Annotated in this window: 14 protein-coding genes; 2 read left to right on the top strand and 12 right to left on the bottom strand. The window is 43.9% G+C overall.

From position 1 onward, the window contains the following. Positions 1–18 precede the first annotated feature (18 nt). Together BXY_RS07380 and BXY_RS07375 are read right to left on the bottom strand one after the other, a co-directional pair. Positions 19–1395, bottom strand: a complete 1377-nt coding sequence (locus tag BXY_RS07380) for a hypothetical protein (protein WP_243442481.1) — start codon at positions 1393–1395, stop codon at positions 19–21. A gap of 25 nt (positions 1396–1420) precedes the next feature. Further along, positions 1421–2755 carry a hypothetical protein gene (locus tag BXY_RS07375; RefSeq protein ID WP_004314964.1) on the bottom strand — a complete coding sequence of 445 codons (1335 nt, stop codon included), beginning with the start codon at positions 2753–2755 and terminating at the stop codon, positions 1421–1423. Positions 2756–2980: 225 nt separating this feature from the next. On the opposite strand from BXY_RS07375, the gene prmA reads away from it, so the two are divergent. Beyond that, complete coding sequence (gene prmA / locus BXY_RS07370; protein ID WP_004314966.1) at positions 2981–3829, top strand: 50S ribosomal protein L11 methyltransferase; 849 nt, start codon at positions 2981–2983, stop codon at positions 3827–3829. A 226-nt stretch (positions 3830–4055) separates the two neighbouring features. Here the strand turns inward: prmA and BXY_RS07365 are convergent, their stop codons facing one another. The 10 genes from BXY_RS07365 to BXY_RS07320 all read right to left on the bottom strand — a co-directional run bounded on the left by BXY_RS07365 (position 4056) and on the right by BXY_RS07320 (position 19014). Continuing rightward, positions 4056–4562 (bottom strand): flavodoxin, encoded by a 507-nt coding sequence (locus tag BXY_RS07365; RefSeq protein ID WP_004314967.1) that lies wholly within the window; start codon positions 4560–4562, stop codon positions 4056–4058. A gap of 12 nt (positions 4563–4574) precedes the next feature. Beyond that, positions 4575–6611: an alpha-ketoacid dehydrogenase subunit alpha/beta gene (locus BXY_RS07360; RefSeq protein WP_015531585.1), complete on the bottom strand. Its 2037-nt coding sequence runs from the start codon at positions 6609–6611 to the stop codon at positions 4575–4577. Positions 6612–6648: 37 nt separating this feature from the next. Next, the gene (locus BXY_RS07355) at positions 6649–8085 is read right to left on the bottom strand and encodes a dihydrolipoamide acetyltransferase family protein (protein WP_015531584.1); all 1437 of its coding nucleotides are present in this window, start codon (positions 8083–8085) and stop codon (positions 6649–6651) included. Positions 8086–8193: 108 nt separating this feature from the next. Next, on the bottom strand, positions 8194–8916 hold the full coding sequence (locus tag BXY_RS07350; RefSeq protein ID WP_015531583.1) for a lipoate--protein ligase family protein: 723 nt from the start codon (positions 8914–8916) through the stop codon (positions 8194–8196). Between the two features lie 19 nt (positions 8917–8935). Then, complete coding sequence (gene lpdA / locus BXY_RS07345; protein WP_015531582.1) at positions 8936–10279, bottom strand: dihydrolipoyl dehydrogenase; 1344 nt, start codon at positions 10277–10279, stop codon at positions 8936–8938. A gap of 76 nt (positions 10280–10355) precedes the next feature. Next, a complete protein-coding gene (locus BXY_RS07340; RefSeq protein WP_004325606.1) occupies positions 10356–11249 on the bottom strand; it encodes a glycoside hydrolase family 25 protein in 894 nt (297 codons plus the stop codon). A gap of 168 nt (positions 11250–11417) precedes the next feature. Beyond that, on the bottom strand, positions 11418–13064 hold the full coding sequence (locus tag BXY_RS07335; protein ID WP_008021833.1) for a diphosphate--fructose-6-phosphate 1-phosphotransferase: 1647 nt from the start codon (positions 13062–13064) through the stop codon (positions 11418–11420). Positions 13065–13270: 206 nt separating this feature from the next. Continuing rightward, positions 13271–14650, bottom strand: coding sequence for an efflux transporter outer membrane subunit (locus BXY_RS07330; protein ID WP_008643984.1), 1380 nt, complete (start codon positions 14648–14650; stop codon positions 13271–13273). Then, a complete protein-coding gene (locus BXY_RS07325; RefSeq protein ID WP_008643983.1) occupies positions 14650–17754 on the bottom strand; it encodes an efflux RND transporter permease subunit in 3105 nt (1034 codons plus the stop codon). Before BXY_RS07325 ends, BXY_RS07330 begins: the two co-directional genes overlap by 1 nt. 3 nt (positions 17755–17757) lie before the next feature. Continuing rightward, positions 17758–19014 (bottom strand): efflux RND transporter periplasmic adaptor subunit, encoded by a 1257-nt coding sequence (locus BXY_RS07320; RefSeq protein WP_004314976.1) that lies wholly within the window; start codon positions 19012–19014, stop codon positions 17758–17760. A 271-nt stretch (positions 19015–19285) separates the two neighbouring features. Between BXY_RS07320 and BXY_RS07315 the strand changes: the two genes are divergently transcribed. Next, positions 19286–21502 (top strand): patatin-like phospholipase family protein, encoded by a 2217-nt coding sequence (locus BXY_RS07315; RefSeq protein WP_015531580.1) that lies wholly within the window; start codon positions 19286–19288, stop codon positions 21500–21502. Positions 21503–21633 lie beyond the last annotated feature (131 nt).

The following is a 21633-nucleotide window of genomic DNA, read 5'->3' as shown; positions in this document are numbered from 1 at the left end:
TATCAGTACGCATTGAATTTACAGGAAGATCTTAAAAGCATCTGATTTCAAAGGAGCAGTAATATGATTATATCCTAAACGGAATGCAAATTCCGGTGCTAACTTAAATTCAGCTCCAACACGAAGTGTATGAACTGCTTTCATCATTGCTTTAATGTCTTCTGTCTGACCTAATTCATATCCGTCCGGATCTTTCATTTTAGCTGAAGTACGGTCTGAATATTCATACTCAACTCCCAATGCTACAGAAGAACCGATGGTATATCCCATACTTGCATTAAACTTCCACGGAGTAATTAACTTATATTCATATTCTCCTTCAGTATCATTTCCACGGGCATCATAAGGTTTGGTAATGCCACGTGTAGTCTCATTCAAATCAAAATTAATATAAGCAGTATTCCGTTCCTTCAAACTAAAGAAAGTCGGAGTATGTACAGCAGCACCAATACGGAATGAGGATGACTCAAAAGGACGAAGAATAAAACCTAGTTTAAAATCAACTCCACTACCATCTACCCAAAAGTCATTTCCCAACGTATATCCTCCATGACCATTTCCGTCCTTATCAGTAAAGTCTTCATTATATTCACTAGTCCTGTCATAGTTTACACTATAAAGTCCTAATGTTGCTCCAACATAAAAACGATCATAAAAATTCAGCGCACCATTCAAATCAAAAGAATGGATACCTCCACTTTCTTTCGAACGATAAGACTGGCTCACAGCATCTCCTGCCTGAAAATAGGGTTCATATCCCTCAAAAGGAGGAACTGCATCTGGATTCTCTGGATCTACTTTCCCATAAACAGGATTCACTAAATGTGCATTATATCCCATAATACCCAACCAAGGCAATTCAGGATTCTGAAAAGCATCATCGCTCCTCAAAGCAGCTTCTGTGAACGGATCAAAGTCTCTGTATGAATCAAAGTTCACCATATTAGCCATCTGAACTGTTTGAGAAGTATTGAATACTCCACTCACCAGCATACTTCTATTGAAGGACTTCATTTTGCGATAATTGAAACCAAAGTTGGCAAATCTCAAAGCAGTTGTATTTCCTATTTTTGTAGAGAATACAAATCCGGCATTATCAAATGAGCCATGAAACTTATCAAGACTTGCCCCATTCGCTTTCACTCCTGTATTATCAAAGCCAAATGAAACCATAACATCATTGCTACGATAAATTCCGATACCGGCAGGATTAGTTCCTATAGTGGTTATATCTCCGCCTAAAGCTCCCATGGCACCGCCCATACCTACAAAGCGGGCAGTTCCATTTAAATCACTTCCCATCCATCGATTTGCATCATAGATAGTTGTTTGAGCATTTAGAAATCCTACACTTATCAAAAGAATACAAATCGCTAATATTCTATTACTTTTCATAATCAATCTCTTTTGAAATTATAAACTATCTTCTATAGCTACCACCAGAACTACGTGAAGAACCACCACCGCCGCTACTACGTGAAGAACTGCCACTGCTGCCAGAACTACGAGAATAACTACCGCTACTACCTGATGAATAGCTACTTCCACTACTTCTTGAATAACTACCTGAATTAGAAGAGCGGGATGATGATCTGTCAGGCGTATAACTTCTTGATGGAGAAGTGGAACTTCCACGTGAATAGCTACTACTGCTACGGCTACTATTTGTTCCGGAACTTCGTGTCGAACTATTACTTCTATTATAAGAGGAACCAGAATTGCGTGTACTAGTACCAGAAGTACGTGTACTGCTTGGACGTGTATACGTTTCTGTATTTCTACGAGAGTATGAACTTCCTGAACGAACAGAGCTATTGCTACCGCTACGAGTATAATCGCGAGTACCTACAACTCTACTATTTGTACCTGTACTACCTGAACGGCGAACACTTTGTCCAACAGAAGAATTAGCTGGTCTGGTAGTTGATGAACCGACACCTCTTCTGTAAGAAGTAGAATTATAATTTCTCGAACCAGAATAATAGGAACGATTATTACCATTAATCACACTACGTCCGGCATAATAAGGTCTTCCACCTCCGCCCCAGCCCCAGCTAGGACCACCGTGCCAGTGGTGATGATGTCCCCAATATCCGCCGCCATACCAGCCACCCCAGTAGCCGCCTCCCCAATAACCGGGGTAATATCCCCAAGAGTAATAAGGACGATTCCATCCCCAGCCATAGTTCCATCCCCAGCCGTAAGAGCCATAACGCCAATCCCACCAAAGCGGGTTACTGAACGTCGGGAATGCATAAGCATACATACCATCGGTATATACGTTCCAATCCCATGAGTTCGGACCGTAAACTACATCCCAGTACAACGGGCTGCTGATACTGATAGCAAAACGCGGATTGCGGAAACGGATGATACGTTCAGCGTATTCATAGTCGTCTGTTGTACCATTGAATTCGCCCGTCACCCATTCTCCGTCCAAATCCGGATTAGATTTTTCTTTTATATATAAGGTATCATTATCCATTACGAATTCATTTTCACGTGCATCGTAACGGCGGTTATATTCATCCACATCCCGTGTTCTTCCCTTACGGTCCTGAACAACCACTGTAGTACCCGGTGAAGTATAGATGTTAGTCGTCACCTGTTTCTTCGGTTCCTTCTTAACTGGAGTTTCTTTCTTCTCCTGTTTGTCTTTGGAAGGTACGAAGTAAAGGTCGTCATCAACGCTTTGTGCAAAGATACCTATCGGAAGGCACAAGGCAAATAGCAAGAAATAAACAATCTTTTTCATATCATCTCGGTTTATGTAATTACTTAAACTTATTCACGTTACAAAGATAAGGAAGAGATTTTTCGTCCGGGGGAGATTTTCCCCAAAGGATAATAGGGAAATCCCTATTTCTAACTATCTTTATAGAAGATACAACGCTCACCGGCATAAAGTTCAGGCAAACTTGACTTTCTATACCCGGATTGCTGTATCTTTGCACATTATTCACCAGCATTAAAAACAACTATGAAGTATTTTGAGTTCACATTCCGCACCCAGCCTTGTACCGAAACCGTCAATGACGTACTGGCTGCCATATTGGGTGAAGTCGGATTTGAAAGTTTTGTTGAGTGTGAAGGCGGACTGACCGCATATATCCAACAGACATTGTGTGATGAAAACGCCATCAAGATTGCCATCAACGAGTTCCCCCTACCCGATACGGATATTACTTATACATATACCGAAGCGGAAGACAAGGACTGGAACGAGGAATGGGAAAAGAATTTCTTCCAACCCATCATTATCGGAAACCGATGTGTGATCCACAGCACTTTCCACCAAGATGTCCCCAAAGCGGAATATGACATCGTCATCAATCCTCAAATGGCCTTCGGAACAGGACACCACGAAACTACCAGCCTCATCATTGAAGAATTATTGGACAGCGAACTGAAAGATAAATCCCTGCTCGATATGGGCTGCGGAACTTCGATTCTTGCCATCCTCGCACGTATGCGGGGCGCACGTCCCTGTACGGCCATCGACATTGATGAATGGTGCGTACGAAACTCCATCGAAAACATCGAGTTGAACCACGTAGACGATATTGCCGTATCACAAGGAGATGCCTCGTCGCTTGTAGGAAAAGGACCTTTCGACGTTATCATCGCCAACATCAACCGGAATATATTACTGAATGATATGAAGCAATATGTTGCCTGTATGCATACGAATTCCGAACTCTATATGAGTGGATTTTATATAGACGACATTGCCGCCATCCGCGAAGAAGCGGAGAAGAACGGACTGACTTTCGTTCATTATAAAGAGAAGAATCGTTGGGCAGAAGTGAAATTTATTTATAAAGGATAAGAGCCAACAAATATCTTTAAAAGAGAAAGCTCCCTTATCATTAAAAGATATAAGAAAGCAAGCAAAAATCGCAGTCGATATACGCTATAAACAAGCGTAAGACTCCAGATTAATGCAGAAAAAAAATAGTGACGGTATACGCGTGGGATAGTGACGCTATCCATAGCATATACCGTCACTATTTGCATCGGATAGCGTCACTATCTTATAAAGAGAAATAAAGTCGTTACGCGAACTCTTTTTTGACCTGTTGGCACCATGCTTTGATTTTCTTTTCCGCCTGTTCGGACTGATTATCCAAATCGACAACCAACCCGCACCACTGCTCGCCACGTAAAGCCTTGGAACGTTCGAAAGTGTAACCTTCGGAAGAAGTAAAACCGACCAAGGTAGCCTCATCCCCTTCAAAGACTTCTGCCAGCAGACCAATTCCATCTGCAAAATTTTCCGGATAACGTATCTGATCTCCCAAACCGAAGATAGCAACCTTCTTACCTTTCAATTTCATTGTCCGGAGTTCCGGCAACAGTTCGTCCCAATAAGTAGGAAGTTCTCCGTCAAACCAGGTGGAAGCACCCACAATGAAGCAGTCATAAGCTGCAAAATCATTCTGCCAGGCCTGCTCGATAGGCACTACTTCTATCTTGTCTTCACCAAACTCTTTCTGTATTTTCTCTGCCACCCAACTCGTTCTTTCGGCTTTGGTAGCATAAAACAAACCTATCTTTTTCATAATTCTTCTCTTTTAATATTCCAATAATTTCCGTGCAGCTTCGTATATCTTAGCTTCGTCCGGCAAAATTTCTTTTTCCAGTATCGGATTGAAACCGACGGGAGTAAACGTAGAACCGACACGCTGCACCGGTCCGTCGAGATAACGGAACATTTCCTCACCAATCATTGCTGCAAGCTCCGCACCAAAACCGGAGAATACTTTATCTTCATGTACAACCAATGCTTTGCTGGTCTTCTTGACCGATTCAAATATTGCCTCTTTATCCAGCGGAATCAGAGAACGAATATCGATCACTTCTACTTTCCAACCACCCTCTTTCTCCAATCGTTCGGCGACATGCAGACAGAAATGGGTCGTATTTCCGTATGTGATAATACTCAAATCCGTACCCTCACGGCGGATACGTGCTTTTCCGAAAGGTACTTCAAAGTCTTCCGGCACCACAGTGGCGGCTTCTACCGAATTATACAATGCTTTCGGTTCGAGAAACAAAGTAAATCCCTTAGAGCGCATACTAGTACGTAACAATCCGGCTGCATCATCTGCAAAAGAAGGGCAGACAATTCGTGCTCCCGGCAATGTAGTCAAAGCTCCTTCTATATTTTGAGAGTGATACAGCCCTCCACCGATATAACCTCCGGAAGCCAACCGCAGCGTTATATTCGGGGCAAACTTACCATTGCTGCGCCAATACTCATGCGTACATTCTACATATTGTTCTACGGCAGGCCAGAAGTAATCAGCAAACTCCGCTCCCTCTATCACGACATGGATTTTAGGATCAAAGCGGCTCATTCCATTGGCAGTGCCTACAATATAATCTTCGGCAATTGGCGCACTGAACACACGGGCTTCGCCGAATTCCTGCTGCATCCCTTTGGTGACATTAAACACGCCGCCTTTCTCTCTGTTTGCTACGTCCTGTCCCCAGATAAACGTATCGGGATTGTAGCGGAATTCGGCTTTCAATGTTTCGTTAATGGCATTTACCAGGAAGGTCTTTTCGCCCTCTGCTACATGAGTACCTTCTTTGTACTTCTGCGGTTGATAAGGTTCGGGCATCACAAAATCGTAGATGCTCTTAGGATCAGGATCGGGAGCAGCCAACGCTTTTCGGTTGGCAGCCGACAGTTCTTTCTTTGCGTCAGCTTCGATCTGTTGCAACTCTTCTTCTGTCAGGCGTTTGTAACGCAACAACATCCGGCGGAATTTCATCAGCGGATCGGCATCTTTTACGTATTCCAGTTCGTTCTCATCCCGGTACAGGGTATGTTTATCCGAGTTGGAATGGGAACCGATACGAACACAGTTGGCCTGCACAATCACCGGATTACGGGTTTCCCTTGCATATTCGTGGGCTTCGGTCATGGCATTCATCGAGTCGAACACATCTTTTCCATTGCAATAGATGATTTTCAGATTCTTGAAACCGGAGAAGTTCTCGGCAACTTTGCGGTTGGCCGTCTGTTCCGATTTAGGGACAGAGATACCATATCCGTTGTCCTGTATCACAAAAATGACAGGAAGACGTTCAAGGCTGGCGCCATTGATAGCCTCATATACAAATCCTTCGGAAGTAGCAGATTCTCCGTGAGAAGTGATGACGACTCCTTTGTGTCCATAATATACCATCGCTCTGGCTACACCTACAGCATGAAGGTCATGCGTTCCCGTAGCGGAAGAGATATTTTCGATGTGCCATTCCGGTTTGGCGAAATGGTTCGACATGTGACGTCCGCCGCTGCCCGGGTCTGTCGCTTTCGAGATACCATTCAGGATGATTTCTTCCGGAGTCATTCCGGCAGAAAGTACAGTCAGCATATCGCGGTAGTAAGGAAACAGGAAGTCTTCGCCCAAAGTGAATACCTGACCGATGGCAAGCTGAATACCATCATGCCCCGCGTAAGGAGCATGATAAGACCAACCCAAAGATTGCAGCAGGTATGACGGTGCTTTTTCATCCAAAGCACGCCCCAATGTCATCAGATGATACCACTTTTTCAGGGTTTCTACATCTGTCGTTTTTATATCATATTTCTTTTTCATAGTGAATGAAGTTCTTAATGAGTGAAACAATCAGTTATCAGCCTTGCCAGTTTTCGAGGTAGTCGGCTATAAAGTGGAGGAAGTTACCTCCCAACATTCCGTCTACTACCCGATGGTCATAAGACAAAGACAGATACATTTTATGGCGGATGGCAATCGTATCGCCTTCCGGTGTTTCTATCACAGCAGGTTTCTTTTCAATATATCCTACTCCCAAAATAGCAACCTGCGGCTGATTAATTATCGGTGTACCGAACAGGCTCTTGAACGTTCCGAAATTGGTAATGGTAAATGTACCGCCATCAATATCTTCCGGCATTAATTTATTATCCCTTGCTTTCAGGGCTAAAGAGTCAATGGCAACTGCCAGGCCATTCAGATTCAAACGATCGGCGTCATGCACCACAGGCACAATCAGATTTCCATCATTCAGAGAGACAGCAATACCTACATTGATATGTTTCTTAAAGAGGATATTATATCCGTCTACTGACACATTCACTTGAGGATAGGCTGCCAATGCTTTCGCTACGGCCTCGGTTATCACAGGCATATAAGTCAACTTCACTCCTTCGCGACGGAAGAAAGCATCTTTATTCTTTTCGCGCCAACGCACCAGTTTGGTGACGTCTACTTCTACCACATTGGTTACATGAGGAGATACTTTCTTAGACATAACCATGTGGTCGGCAATAATCCGGCGAACACGATCCATCTCTTTCACTTCAACTCCAGGCATGGCAACAGGAGCAGACGATTTGGATGAAGTAGCAGACGACTGTGTAGCAGGGGCAGATGCAACCGGAGACGTTTTCGGAGTTATCTGTTCGGGAGCAACAGCCACCGATGGTTTGCTTGTAGCCGGAGCAGCAACGGCAGAGGCTGGCTTCTGTTCAGCCATATCTCCTCTTTTCTTCTTTTCAATATAGTCTTTTATATCTTTCTTACTCAATCGCCCTTCATAACCCGTACCTTGTATAGCATCCAACTCTTCTTTCGGAATCTTAGCCTCCCGCGCCAACTGAATCACAACAGGAGAATACCAACGTTCTTCCTCAACAGCAACGGGTTTGGATGTATCAACGGGGGTTGATGCAGTATTCACTGATTGATTCTTAGCAATGTCTGCTGCTGATTGTGGTGTTCCGGAAACATCAGCAGCAACCTGACTGGCATCAGCTCCTTGGTTTGTAGCACCTTCGCTTGCCGACTCCGTACCGGATGATTCTTCGCCATCCAAATCAATAATAGCGACGACTGTTCCTACAGCTACCGTGTCACCTTCCTTATATAAAATCTCCACCACTTTTCCCGCTACGGGAGAAGGGATTTCCGCACTTACTTTAGCAGTATTCACTTCAAAAAGCACATCGTCTTCCTGAATCATGTCACCCACCTTTACAGACCAAGAGACAATGGTCCCTTCGGTTATACTCTCGCCCAACTTAGGCATTTTTATTTCGAATTTTGACATAGACAGTAAATTTATTATTCAACCTTAGATATATTACAACAATGGGCTGAAATAGAAAGTTTTAAGTTAAGTAAATTTTAACCGGAGGCCAATCGGTACAACCAAGCATCAACGGCTATATATCCACTCTTTCTGAATATATTTTTCTTCCCGGAGCTGATTGACAGCTTCTATCTCCTCCTTAGTGAAAGCACTGACAGATTGCGACTTACTGAAATACTGAAAAGCCTTTTCTTTGAAATCAGTGACAGTCCCCGCCGACAAATGCCTGCGGATATTGGTTACCTCACTCCGAACGGAAGGAACAGCGTATACAGACGATAACGTTTCATCATCGACCATCGGTGCCGGATTCAATGCTTGATGCAACGCTGTAAGGTCCGTATCATACAATAGCGTGCAATGATACAATACCCGATCCTTGTACAGGCATTGCGCACTTCCTGATATTTTCAATCCATTCAGATAAATCCCCAATCGTTCGCCTCCTGTTGCCATCAGTCCCATAGAGTTCAGGAAATCCAACGTCCGCTGCAAATACGTGACAAACTCCGGCAAGCGGGGAGTCGTTTCTATAAAAGTCAGATTGACATTGCCCAAATCATGGTACACTGCTCCCCCACCGGAAAAACGACGGGCAATATGTACCTGCTCCCGTTCCGCCCATTCCTGATCGACTTCCGACCGTAACCGCTGATGCTTTCCTATTACCACAGAAGGAGTGTCCTGCCAAAGCATGAAAATGTCTTCATTTCCCTGCTTCAACAGATATTCTTCTGCAGCCAAGTGAAAGTAAATATCAGTAAACGGACTATAGATACATCGAATCATAGGTCAGACAGAATAAGAGTTAAAACATAATCTCGTGATAAATCTCTCCGACCGTAGGATGCGGAAATACAGTCTTCTGAAATTCTTCCACCGTATAGCCTCTCTGAATAGCAATACCTGCGATCACAATGAGTTCCGACGCCGGATTTCCCAACATGTGGCAACCGATGATCTTCCCTTCTTCATCCTGAATCAGTTTACAAAGGCCGTTTCCCTGTTCATTCTCGGCTACGAACCGACCGGAATAAGCCATCGGTAATTTGGATATACGATAAGAAAGTCCTGATTTTATCAATTCTTCTTCTGTCTTTCCCACTCCTGCCACTTCGGGATTGGTATAAACAACTCCCGGAACACAATCGTAATTCATCCGGTCTTCCACTCCCAAGATATGATTGATAGCGACTTCCGCTTCACGAATAGCGGTATGTGCCAATAAAGAATAACCTGTAATATCCCCACAAGCATATACGCAGGGATGCGAAGTCAACAGATGTTCATCTACTTTGACCCCATTCCGATGCAATTCTATATTCAGCTTGTCCAGCCCCACTCTGGATAAATTTGCCTTACGGCCTACACTAAGCAAGATTTTCTCCGCTTCAATAGTGGAAACTTTGCCTTCTTTTTCTATCACGACTCCATGAGCGTTCACTTCCACTACTTTCGTATTCAAATAGAAAGTGACTCCCCGTTTGGCATATTCAGCGCGAAGCATACCGCTCGTTTCCTTATCCATCGCTCCCAAAATCTCCGGCATCATTTCTACCACATGCACCTTTACTCCCATGCTGTTAAAGAAAGAAGCAAATTCCATCCCGATCACTCCACCGCCAATAATAACCAGCGTCTTGGGAAGTTCTTTTATCTCCAACGCCTCCTTGGAAGTCCAATAACTGACTCCCGACAATCCCGGTATGGGAGGAATCACTGTATCGGAGCCGGTACATACCAGCAAGTATTTCACAGAATAGGTTTCTCCATCACAAGTGATGCGAATCATCCCCTCTTTCTCTCCTTCTATAAAAGCTTCTTTCTCCACGATCGTCACTCCGTAAGAATTCACAGTCATCTTCACGCCACCCGTCAACATTTTCACTGTTTTGTCTTTGCGGCTCATAATCTTGGATAAATCGAACGAAGGAGATTCGGCAGAAACGCCATATTTGGAAGCACTTTTGATGCTATCCAGTATTTTAGCAGAATATAACAAAGTTTTAGTAGGAATACACCCCTCATTGAGACATACTCCCCCCATTGCCTTTTTCTCAAAAAGAACGGCTTTTAATCCGTTGGCCCCTGCACGTTCGGCAGCTGTGTACCCGGCAGGACCACCACCAATAATAGCTATATCAAAGTTCATAATCGTATCTTTTTTAGTAATAATACGATTATAACAAATGAGAGAAGAGATAAGTTGTTGGGAAAAGAAATACCTGTTACTTAATTGTCAGCTTTTTAAGTTCCTCTAACGAGCCATTGAACACGTTCAGGTCTACGTCTTCTTTGATGCCGGGAACACTTCCTACATCAGTATGTTGCCAAAAGTCCCATTTCCCCTGATACTTTACAGAGTCAACATAATAATGGGCGATCCAGTAAGGGTATGTATTGAAGATGGAGTCATCCAGATAACGGGTTTTAAATTTATAAGAAGTATAAAGAATAGGTTTCACTCCATAATGAGATTCCACCCGGTCCAGCCAGCGCTTAATGCCTTGCTGCAATTCCTTTTTTTCCTTCCGCCCGGTCACTTCCACATCAAGTACGGGAGGTAAATCACCCGTGTCCAGTTTCACCGTACGAATAAAGAAGTCCGCCTGTTTCAAAGCATCCGTACCAGGAATATAAAAATGATAAGCACCACGGATAAATCCATGATTACGGGCATTGGCGAAGTTCGCCTCAAAGGTTGTGTCGTTATGATCTCCTCCTTCTGTAGCTTTCATAAAAACGAAATGCAAAGGAGTAGCCGTCTCTTTATTCTGCAACAGTCTTTTCCAATCAATCTTTCCCTGATAATGAGAAATGTCAATACCATGAATATCATATCCGTCAGGGATACAAACTCCGTATTCCTTTAAACCATGACAAGGTTTCCATCGATAAGCATAAGGACGGATAAAAAAATAGTAGAATACAACGGAAAAACAACCGATAATCACCACTGCCAAAATGTTACGAATCCAGACAGGCATCACAGTTCGATGCTTCATCTGTTCCTTTTTTGAGGTACGGGAAGTTTTGGAAGAAGAGGTCGTTCCCTTTTTCTTGGTAGTGGAAACAGTTCTTTTCTTCTGTACGGCAGACATCGGATTGTTGCGTTGCGGCATTTACTTTAAACGATCAATGTTTTTAGAGATAGGCACGGATTACGCGAATTAACACGGTTTTTTAGTTATTTCTTATAAACCGTGTAGTCCGTGTAATCCGTGCCTGAAAGAATCTTTCATTGCAGCTGTTATTGCAACTGTTACATCAACAACTGCTCTGAAGTGTATTTATTTAGCTTGTTCCAGCTGCAAAGTCTTAGTTGCCTGGTCGCAAACTTCTGTAGGACCGAAGTACTGGATCGGACCCGGATATACATAATCCGTTTCGATAGCCCAACGATCACGTTGCGCAGCAAATGCCTTGAAAGGAGCACCATCCAGTTTCACCAATGCTTTCTGGATAACCGGTTTCATTTCACCGTGGCGACGTTCCATGTTCATCATCATAGTGATAGGCACACCACCAGCAATCCATTCAGCAGCAGGAGCAGTTGTGTTGCGTACAGAAGACATATAACCAGTCTTACCGTTAGCAATCAACATAGAAGCTGTGTAACCCAAAGAGTAGCAATAGTCAGCGTCAAAGTTTGATGGAGCAGCACAACGTCCTTCATAACCGAAGAAGTGGTGTTGAGCAGCAAATTTACCAACATACTTGCCTTCTTCTTTCCATGCAGCCAACTTAGTAGCTACCATTTCAGACAACAGTTTTTCTGTCTCGATCAATGATACCTGAACGTTTCCGTGCGGGTCACGATCCAAAGTCAACTGACGGGCAACACCTTCCGGCAGACTTGCATAGATAGCAGAGTTTTCCGGAGAAAGTTTGCGGATGATATAATCACGTTGGTGAGATTTCTTAATCTGACCGAATTCTTCAGCATTAGCAGCCAGGAAGTCGTTCAATTCAGCAATCAGGCGTTTCATGGCAGGAATGAATTCTACCAATCCTTCCGGAATCAATACAGTACCGAAGTTGTTTCCCTGTGCGGCACGGTCAGCTACCACTTTAGCGATGTAAGTCACTACATCGTCCAAAGACATATCTTTAGCTTCTACTTCTTCAGACACGATACACACGTTAGGCTGTACCTGTAAAGCACATTCCAGTGCGATGTGAGAAGCCGAACGACCCATCAACTTGATGAAGTGCCAGTATTTACGTGCAGAGTTACAGTCACGTTGGATGTTACCGATTACTTCTGCATAAGTCTTACATGCTGTATCGAAACCGAAAGAAGTTTCAATCATATCGTTCTTCAAGTCACCGTCGATTGTTTTCGGGCAACCGATCACCTGTACACCGTAGTTCTTAGCTGCATAGTATTCAGCCAATACACAAGCGTTTGTGTTAGAGTCGTCACCACCGATGATAACCAATGCTTTGATGCCAAGTTCTTTGATGATTTCATATCCCTTTTCGAATTGGCTTTCTGCTTCCAGCTTCGTACGTCCGGAACCGATGATATCAAAACCACCTGTGTTACGGTATTCGTCGATAATATCAGCAGTCAGTTCCATATAGTTGTGATCTACCAGACCACCAGGACCCAGGATAAAACCATATAATTTGTTTTCCGGGTTCAATTTCTTGATACCGTCGAACAAACCGGAGATTACATTGTGTCCGCCCGGAGCCTGACCACCGGAAAGAATTACACCTACGTTCATAGCGGGAAGAGCAACAGCTTCACCAGCTTCGAATGTAATCAACGGCATTCCATACGTGTTCGGGAATAATGCTTTGATAGCTTCCTGATCGGCTACAGATTGAGTAGCAGCACCTGCTACGGCCTTAACAGCTCCTGATGCCAATGCTTTCGGAAGTTTGGGCTGATAAGCAGCCCTTGCGATTTGCAATGCACTTTTAGTCATTTTCTTTAATTTTTTATTTAAAGGTGTTAGTAAGTTTCTTGTCAAACTTGAAAAGCGTTGCAAATTTCGCACTTTTTTCCGAATTATGAAAATTCTTCTGTTGTTGTTTTTAAGACAAAAAGAAGAAGAAAGAAAAATTAAGGCTACCTCCCGGTGTGGGAGATAGCCTTTACGTTTTCTTCAATGAGTGAATCGATATGATAATTCTAGGGATTTTGTTCCCAGCCTCCACCAAGAGCCTTATAGAGTTGAACTACCGCAATCAACTCGTCACGGATAGCATTACTCAACCCAATCTGTGCATCAAAATATCCACGTTGGGCATCCAATACGTCCAGATAATTAATAACTCCATTGATGTATTGCAGTTGTGCCAGGTCCATGTAGCTCTTGGCCGAACGTTCCAAATTGGCACGAAGTTCATACACTTCTTTGATCTTGTTGAAATTGACAATTGCATTACGTGTTTCCTTGAAAGCTTCCAGTACGGCTTTTTCATAACTATGTACTTCAGCCTCATAAGCTGCCTTTTTTGCTTTCAATGCCGCACGGTTCTTTCCCCAGCCAAAAATCGGAGTCAGCAAAGCTCCTTCCATCACTGCGTATGGAGATTTCAGAAGTTCCGACAAAGAAGTACTTTCACTACCGAAACCACCTGTCAGGGCAAGACGCGGGAACATATTTGTATAAGCCACTCCCACTTTCGCATTGGCAGCAATCAATTTCTGCTCTGCCTGACGAATGTCGGGACGACGTTCCAATAATGTAGACGGCAACCCAACAGGAAGTGTTTCCGGAGAATTGAATTCCTGAAGCAAACGGGAACGGGCTATCTTATTAGGATATTCACCCGCAAGATAGGCAATATCATTTTCTTTCAGGGAGATTTTACGTTCGAGGTCAGGAACCAAAGTTGCCGTACGCGCCAATTCCACCTGTGCCTGTCGATAGGAAGTCTCGGAAGTCAACCCACCGGCAAACCGGATACGTGCCAGACGTACTCCTTCTTCACGGGCTTTTAATGTTTGCTTTACGATGTCCAGTTCTGTATCTAAAGCAACCAATTCATAGTAAGCCTGTGCCACTTCAGCAACAATCGTCATCCGCAATGCGCGTTGCGCCTCGATAGATTGCAGATATTCGGCAATACTGGCCGAACGTGCCCAGCGCAGATTTCCCCAAAGATCGAGTTCCCATGAAACGAGGAATTGTGCTTCAAAAGTATCTGATCTCTTGAAAGCGTCTCCTCCATGATTTTCGAGTTCACGTTCTGCCGTTACTTTTCCTTTGATATCCGGAAGTAACGCAGCGGTGGAAATACGTTTCTGTGCTGCCATTTCTTTCACACGGGCAGCGGCAATCAACATATCCTTGTTATGATCCAGTGCACGTTCTATCAGACTTCTCAAAGTAGCATCCGTATAAATATCCCTCCAGTCCTGATCGCCGAAACTGATCGAGTCTTGCGCTCTTTCCAAGCTGTCGGGCAAATGAAGATCAGGACGGACATAGCTTTTCCCTACCTTGCAGGAAGTCAAGACTCCGGCAAGTAACAGGATAGCAATATATAGTTTCTTTCGTTTCATTATTTCTTATGTTTTAAAATTTTCGACTTTGTTTTATACACCATCACAAAGAAGAACGGCACAAGAATGATACCGAATACAATGGCAAATATCATTCCGAAAAATACACCTGTACCGATTGCCTGCCGGCTTGCCGACCCCGGACCGCTTGCCAATACCATCGGAAGCATACCGAGTACGAATGCGAGAGAAGTCATCAGAATCGGACGGAAACGCAATTTGGCTGCGTAGATAGCCGACTGCACCAGGTCTTCACCTTTATCTACCTGTACTTTTGCAAACTCTACAATCAAAATCGCGTTCTTAGCGGCAAGTCCCACCAACATTACCAGACCAATCTGGAAATAGACATCGTTCTCCAATCCGCAAACCCAGACTCCTAAATAGGCTCCCAAAGCGGCAACAGGTAAAGAGAGCAACACGGCAATAGGCACCGTCCAACTTTCGTATTGTGCAGCAAGGAAGAGGAATACGAACAGGAATACCAATGCCATCACCATACCAGTCTGACCTCCCGCCTGCTTCTCCTGATAAGAAAGGCCACTCCATTCAAGACCGATATTATCGGGAAGATGGTCACGGGCTATCTGTTCCATGATCTCCATCGCCTGTCCGGAACTATATCCCTGTGCAGCTGCTCCACGAATAACGGCCGTAGTAAACATATTGAAACGTTTAATACTTCCCGGTCCTGTGGTATAGGAGGCATTTCCTAAAGAAGTCAACGGTACCATCGCTCCATTGGAGGCCTTCACGAAGAACAGATTGATATTGTCTTTGTGTTCCCGGTAAGGAGCTTCCGCCTGAATGTAAACCTTATATATACGGTTGAACATATTAAAGTCGTTCACATACACCGAACCGGTATAAGCCTTCATGGTAGAGAACACATCAGCCAGTGGCACACCCAGCATCTTCACTTTGTCACGGTCTACATCGAAATAGAGTTGTGGTATTTCCGACTGCAAAGAAGATGACAGACCAGCCAGCTCTTTGCGTTTGGATGCGTAGTACATTAATGTATCTGCCGCGTCTACCAAATTATCGAAAGTGGCTTCTCCACGGGCTTCCAATTGCATTTCAAAACCTCCCGAGCTACCCAGTCCCGGAATAACCGGAGGAGTGGACAGATAAACTTTACATTCGGGATATTCCCTCAAATGTTTTTCCACCGTATCCATAATCTTCTCAATAGTGGTGTTCTTCCGCTCTTCCCAAGGTTTCAGGATCACCGTCAGTTCAGCACGTCCCTGGTTACTTCCAACACGCGGACTACTTCCCGTTACGTTCTGTATATATTCAATATATGGATTCTTTTCCAAATAAGCAATGGCACGTTCTGTTACGATACGGGTACGTTCCAAAGTAGCTCCCTCCGGCAGTTCCAATTCAATCTTGAAATATCCCTGGTCTTCCACAGGCAAGAAACTGGTCGGAATAATACGGTGAATCAGCATGATAGCAATCAATACCATACCAAAAGCACTTAAAACCCGGCGAGGATGCTTGATCGTACGAGTCACAGCAGCCACATATTTATTGCTACCGATACCCAGCCATTCATTAATCTTCCGGAAAACGATATTCTTTTTCTTTCCGTTATCCGGCTTCAGAATCAATGAACACATCACCGGGCTCAATGTCAGAGCCACTACCGTAGAAATAAGTACGGACACCACAATCGTCACCGTAAACTGGCGATACAACTGCCCTGTAATCCCACTTAAAAAACTAACCGGAACGAACACTGCCGCCAATACCAGTGATGTGGCAATCAAAGCACTAGCAAGTCCGTTCATCGCTTTCTTCGTTGCTTCGTATGGGCTTAGATGTTCCGTTTCCATGATATGTTCTACGCCTTCCACCACCACAATCGCATCATCCACCACAATACCGATGGCAAGAATCAATCCGAGTAATGTCAGTATATTCAGCGAGAAACCGAAAATCAACATGAATCCGAAAGTACCGATCAATGAAATAGGCACCGCTACTACCGGAATCAACGTTGCACGCCAGCTCTGCAAGGATAGATAAACCACCAATACAACTAATACCAACGCTTCAAACAACGTCTTATATACTTCATGAATAGATTCGGAAATATAAGTCGTCATATCGAACGGAATCTCATAGCTCAATCCTTCCGGAAAATTCTTGCTAATCTCATCCATAGCCTCTTTTACCCTCTCGGCTACTTCCATCGCATTTGCTCCCGGCAACATATAAATACCAAGCACAGCAGCATTCTCGCCGTTGATACCACTTTCCGTGTTATAAGAAGAAGCCTCCAACGATACACGCGCCACGTCTTTCAACCTGATAATAGATCCGTTGGCATTGGCACGCACTACAATATCTTCAAACTGCCCTACGGTAGACAAACGTCCTTGAGTCGTAATAGGAATGGTAATATCCAGTCCCTGCACCGGTTGTTGTCCCAATACACCGGCCGCTGATTCACGGTTCTGATCCTTCAATGCATTCTGTAAATCCTGTACGGTCAGCCCAAAGTTTGCCAACTTATCGGGTTGCGCCCATATCTGCATCGCATAATAGCGGCTACCTATATTAGATACACGTCCAACCCCAGGAATACGGCGAATTACATCGAGCACGTTGATAGTAGCAAAGTTACTCAAATAAATTTCGTCGAACTTCGGATCAGTAGAAGTCAAACAAAGCGTCATCAACTGACTGGGAGCCTGTTTTTCTACTGAAATACCATTCTGAATGACTTCCGCCGGCAAACGGGATTCCGCTAATTTCACACGGTTTTGAATCTCAACGGCTGCCAAATCCGGATCAGCAGATACATCAAAAGTGACCGTTGCCGAAAAACCTCCGGAGTTAGAACTGTTTGATTCCATATAAAGCATACCCGGCGTACCATTGATTTCCTGCTCAATCGGAGTGGCTACTGCCTGCGACACGGTAAGTGCGCTGGCACCCGGATAGGATGCGCTGATCTTCACCACCGGAGGGGTAATCTGCGGATATTGATCCACCGGAAGCATCGTCAGACCAATAATGCCGACAATCACAATCACGATGGAGATTACGGCCGAGAAGACCGGCCTATCTATAAAAAAAGTAACTTTCATCGTTTATTCTCCTTTCGCGTTATCCTTCGTTCCGGTAGTGTTTTCTTTTACTCCGGTCACTTCATTTTTTGTCGTAGTTATACTGTCCCCAGCTTCGGCTTCCGGATCACTGACCCGTACTTTCATGCCCGGAGTCAACTTATGGAACCCTTCTACAACCACCATTTCTCCTTCTGCCAGTCCTCTTTCTACCACCACATTATTCCCGACTTCCGGTCCTAATTCGATAAAACGTTTCTCTACCGCATTATCTTTGCGCATGGTATAAATATATGCTCCACCCTTTTCGATGGTAACGGCTTTCATCGGAACAACAAGTGCACCTTCACGAACATCCAGCAACAACTTTACCTTTGTAAATTGTCCCGGCAACAATACTTGTTTCGGATTCGGCATTTCTGCACGTACAGAGAAAGTTCCGGTTTGAGGATCGACTTGCGGTTCGGCAAAATCCACATATCCTTTAAATGGATAGACGGTATTATCCGCCAATGTAATGGTAATATTCGGCTGCCAGGAACGGGTGGAATCCTGCTGTCCCAAATTAATGTTTCTTTCTTTACTCTTCAAATAATCGAGTGCTGTCATACTGAAATCCACCAACACTGTATCACTCTTCACAATGGTAGCAAGCAATGATTTTCCTCCGGGACCGACTAATGTACCCAAGTCCACATTTCTTTCACTAATGTGTCCCGATAAAGGCGAACGAACAATGGTATAACCCAATTCCAGTTCAGCCTGTGCCAAATCCGCCTCGCTCATGGCTACCGTTGCCTCGGCACTTTCATAAGCGGCTTCCGCATTATCCAAGTCCAACTGGCTCGCAGCGTTCTGTTCAAACAACGGACGGATACGTTTTAAATCACGTTCCGCTTTCAAAGCCTGCGCTTCGTCTTTTTTCAATTGCGCTCTGGCTTTATCTGCTTTGGCACGATACTGGTCCTGGTTGATTACAAACAAAACCTGATTCTTATTGACATATGTCCCTTCGGCAAAAAGCATATTTTCCAGATAACCTTCCACACGGGCACGTACTTCGACGAACTGTTGGGCACGAATACGCCCCACATATTCCCCGTATATCTCTACGTCGTCTTTCACTACCGGTTCAACAATGACTGTCGGCATTTCCGGCGCAGCCTTCTGAGGTCGGGTCAGTATCCAATACACGCCCAACACAACTACCATACACATAATAGCAGCAATGGTTCTCTTTCTCCTCAGTTTCAACTCATGTTTCGAAAAGAATAATCTCATATCGAATCTTATTATTTAATTTAACTTATGTTTGTTCTATATCCTTATTTACAACTCATATACCAAAAATGCGTTACCTGCATTATTTGCTTAAAATCAAAGCATTAGATATTTCTTCGTTTTGCAGAAAGTGTGGAAATTCACTGTATGGTGTAGAAAAAATCCACATTTCCGACTTTTGGAACATTTTTTTTAGTTCCCATTTCAACAACTAAACAAATTATGCTCTACATTTGTATTATATTAAACATCAACACTAGACCACATCCTAATGAAAAAACAAATCTTTTCAACATTAGTTTTATCAATTGGCATCTTATTGCCTTTTTCTTTGCATTCTCAAGAGCAAAGGAAAAAGGTAGGTGTCGTTCTAAGCGGCGGCGGTGCCAAAGGAATGGCACACATCAAAGCACTGAAAGTAATTGAGGAAGCCGGAATCCCTATCGACTACATAGCCGGTACCAGTATGGGAGCTATCGTAGGTGGTCTGTATGCCATCGGTTATACTACGGAACAATTGGACAGCATGGTACGGAAACAAGATTGGACATTCCTGTTGAGCGACCGTATCAAACGAAGTGCCATGTCATTGACTGATCGTGAACGGTCTGAAAAATATACAGTCTCTATCCCTTTCACCAAAACTCCCAAAGATGCTGCTACCGGAGGACTCATGAAAGGGCAAAATCTGGCCAACCTATTTTCAGACCTCACTGTGGGGTATCATGACTCTATCGACTTCAATAAACTTCCCATTCCTTTTGCTTGTGTGGCAGCCAATGTTGTCAATGGAGAGCAAATTGTATTCCATGACGGAATACTCTCAACCGCTATGCGTGCCAGCATGGCTATTCCGGGTGTATTCACTCCGGTACGGCAAGACAGCATGGTATTAGTGGACGGCGGCATTGTAAACAACTATCCGGCAGATGTTGTAAAAGCCATGGGAGCCGATATTATTATCGGAGTAGACGTGCAGAATGCTTTGAAGAAGGCTGACAAGCTCAACAGCGTCCCCGATATTCTGGGGCAGATTGTAGACATCACCTGCCAGTCTAACCATGAAAAAAATGTAGACCTCACAGACACTTATATCCGTGTCAATGTGGAGGGATATTCATCTGCCAGTTTTACTCCGGCTGCCATCGACACTCTGATGCGAAGAGGCGAAGAAGCGGCTAAAGAACAATGGAATTCGTTGCTTGCCCTGAAAAAGAAGATAGGAATAACCGAAGATTATACTCCGAAGCAACATGGCCCTTATTCTTCTCTTTCCAATGCACGCACAGTTTATGTGACGGACATCTCATTTTCCGGTGTAGAGGTGGATGATAAAAAATGGCTGATGAAGAAATGTAATCTGAAAGAAAACAGTGACATTACCACTCTACAAATAGAACAGGCCTTGTATCAATTACGTGGCAGCCAATCCTATTCCAGTGCCAGCTATACGTTGAAAGAGACTCCTGAAGGTTATCACCTCAACTTCCTGTTGCAGGAAAAATATGAAAGAAGAATCAATCTGGGCATCCGTTTCGATTCGGAAGAAATCGCGTCTTTGTTGGTGAATGCAACGGCAGACCTCAAAACTCATATTCCTTCCCGTCTGACTCTTACCGGTCGATTGGGTAAACGATATGCTGCCCGCATAGACTATACGCTGGAACCCATGCAGCAACGTAATTTCAACTTCTCGTATATGTTCCAATACAACGATATCAACATTTACGAGGAAGGTGACCGCGCCTATAATACAACGTATAAATATCATCTGGCAGAATTCGGTTTCTCCGATGTATGGTACAAGAATTTCCGCTTCGGACTCGGTCTGCGTTTTGAATATTACAAGTACAAAGATTTCCTGTTCAAGAAACCTGAAATCTCCGATCTGAAAGTAGAATCCGAACACTTTCTAAGTTATTTTGCCCAAGTGCAATATAATACTTATGATAAAGGACGCTTCCCTTCTAAAGGAAGTGACTTCAGAGCTACCTATTCGCTTTATACGGATAACATGGCACAATACAACGACCATGCTCCATTTTCAGCATTGAATGCTTCGTGGGCAAGTGTCATCCCTGTGACCCGCCGTTTCTCCGTCATTCCTTCCATTTATGGACGTATCCTGATCGGAAGAGATTTTCCTTATCCACTACAAAATGCCATTGGCGGTGACGTACCCGGTTTCTATATTCCACAGCAATTGCCGTTTGCCGGGGTTACCAACCTGGAATTGATGGATAACACCATAATGATTGCGTCTATTAAATTCAGACAACGCATGGGAGCCATTCATTATCTCACGCTGACGGGTAATTACGGGCTAACGGATAGTAATTTCTTCGATATATTGAAAGGCAAGCAATTATTCGGTGTTAGTGCAGGTTATGGAATGGACAGCATCTTCGGACCATTGGAAATATCGTTGGGGTATTCCAATCAGACGGACAAAGGAAGTTGTTTTGTGAATTTAGGGTATTACTTCTAGTCAAATCTAGTCAACAAAGAATATAATAACACTCCAAGAAAGACAGATTTTAGCAATACTACTTGCAGTAATACAGTATTTTCGAAGAGCAAAAGAGGAGACCGCTTCACAGTGACCTCCTCCTTCTATAC

The organism is Bacteroides xylanisolvens XB1A, assembly GCF_000210075.1.
Classification (GTDB): domain Bacteria; phylum Bacteroidota; class Bacteroidia; order Bacteroidales; family Bacteroidaceae; genus Bacteroides; species Bacteroides xylanisolvens.
The sequence above is the reverse complement of the archived record's forward strand: the minus strand, read 5'-3'. Positions and strand labels throughout refer to the sequence as shown.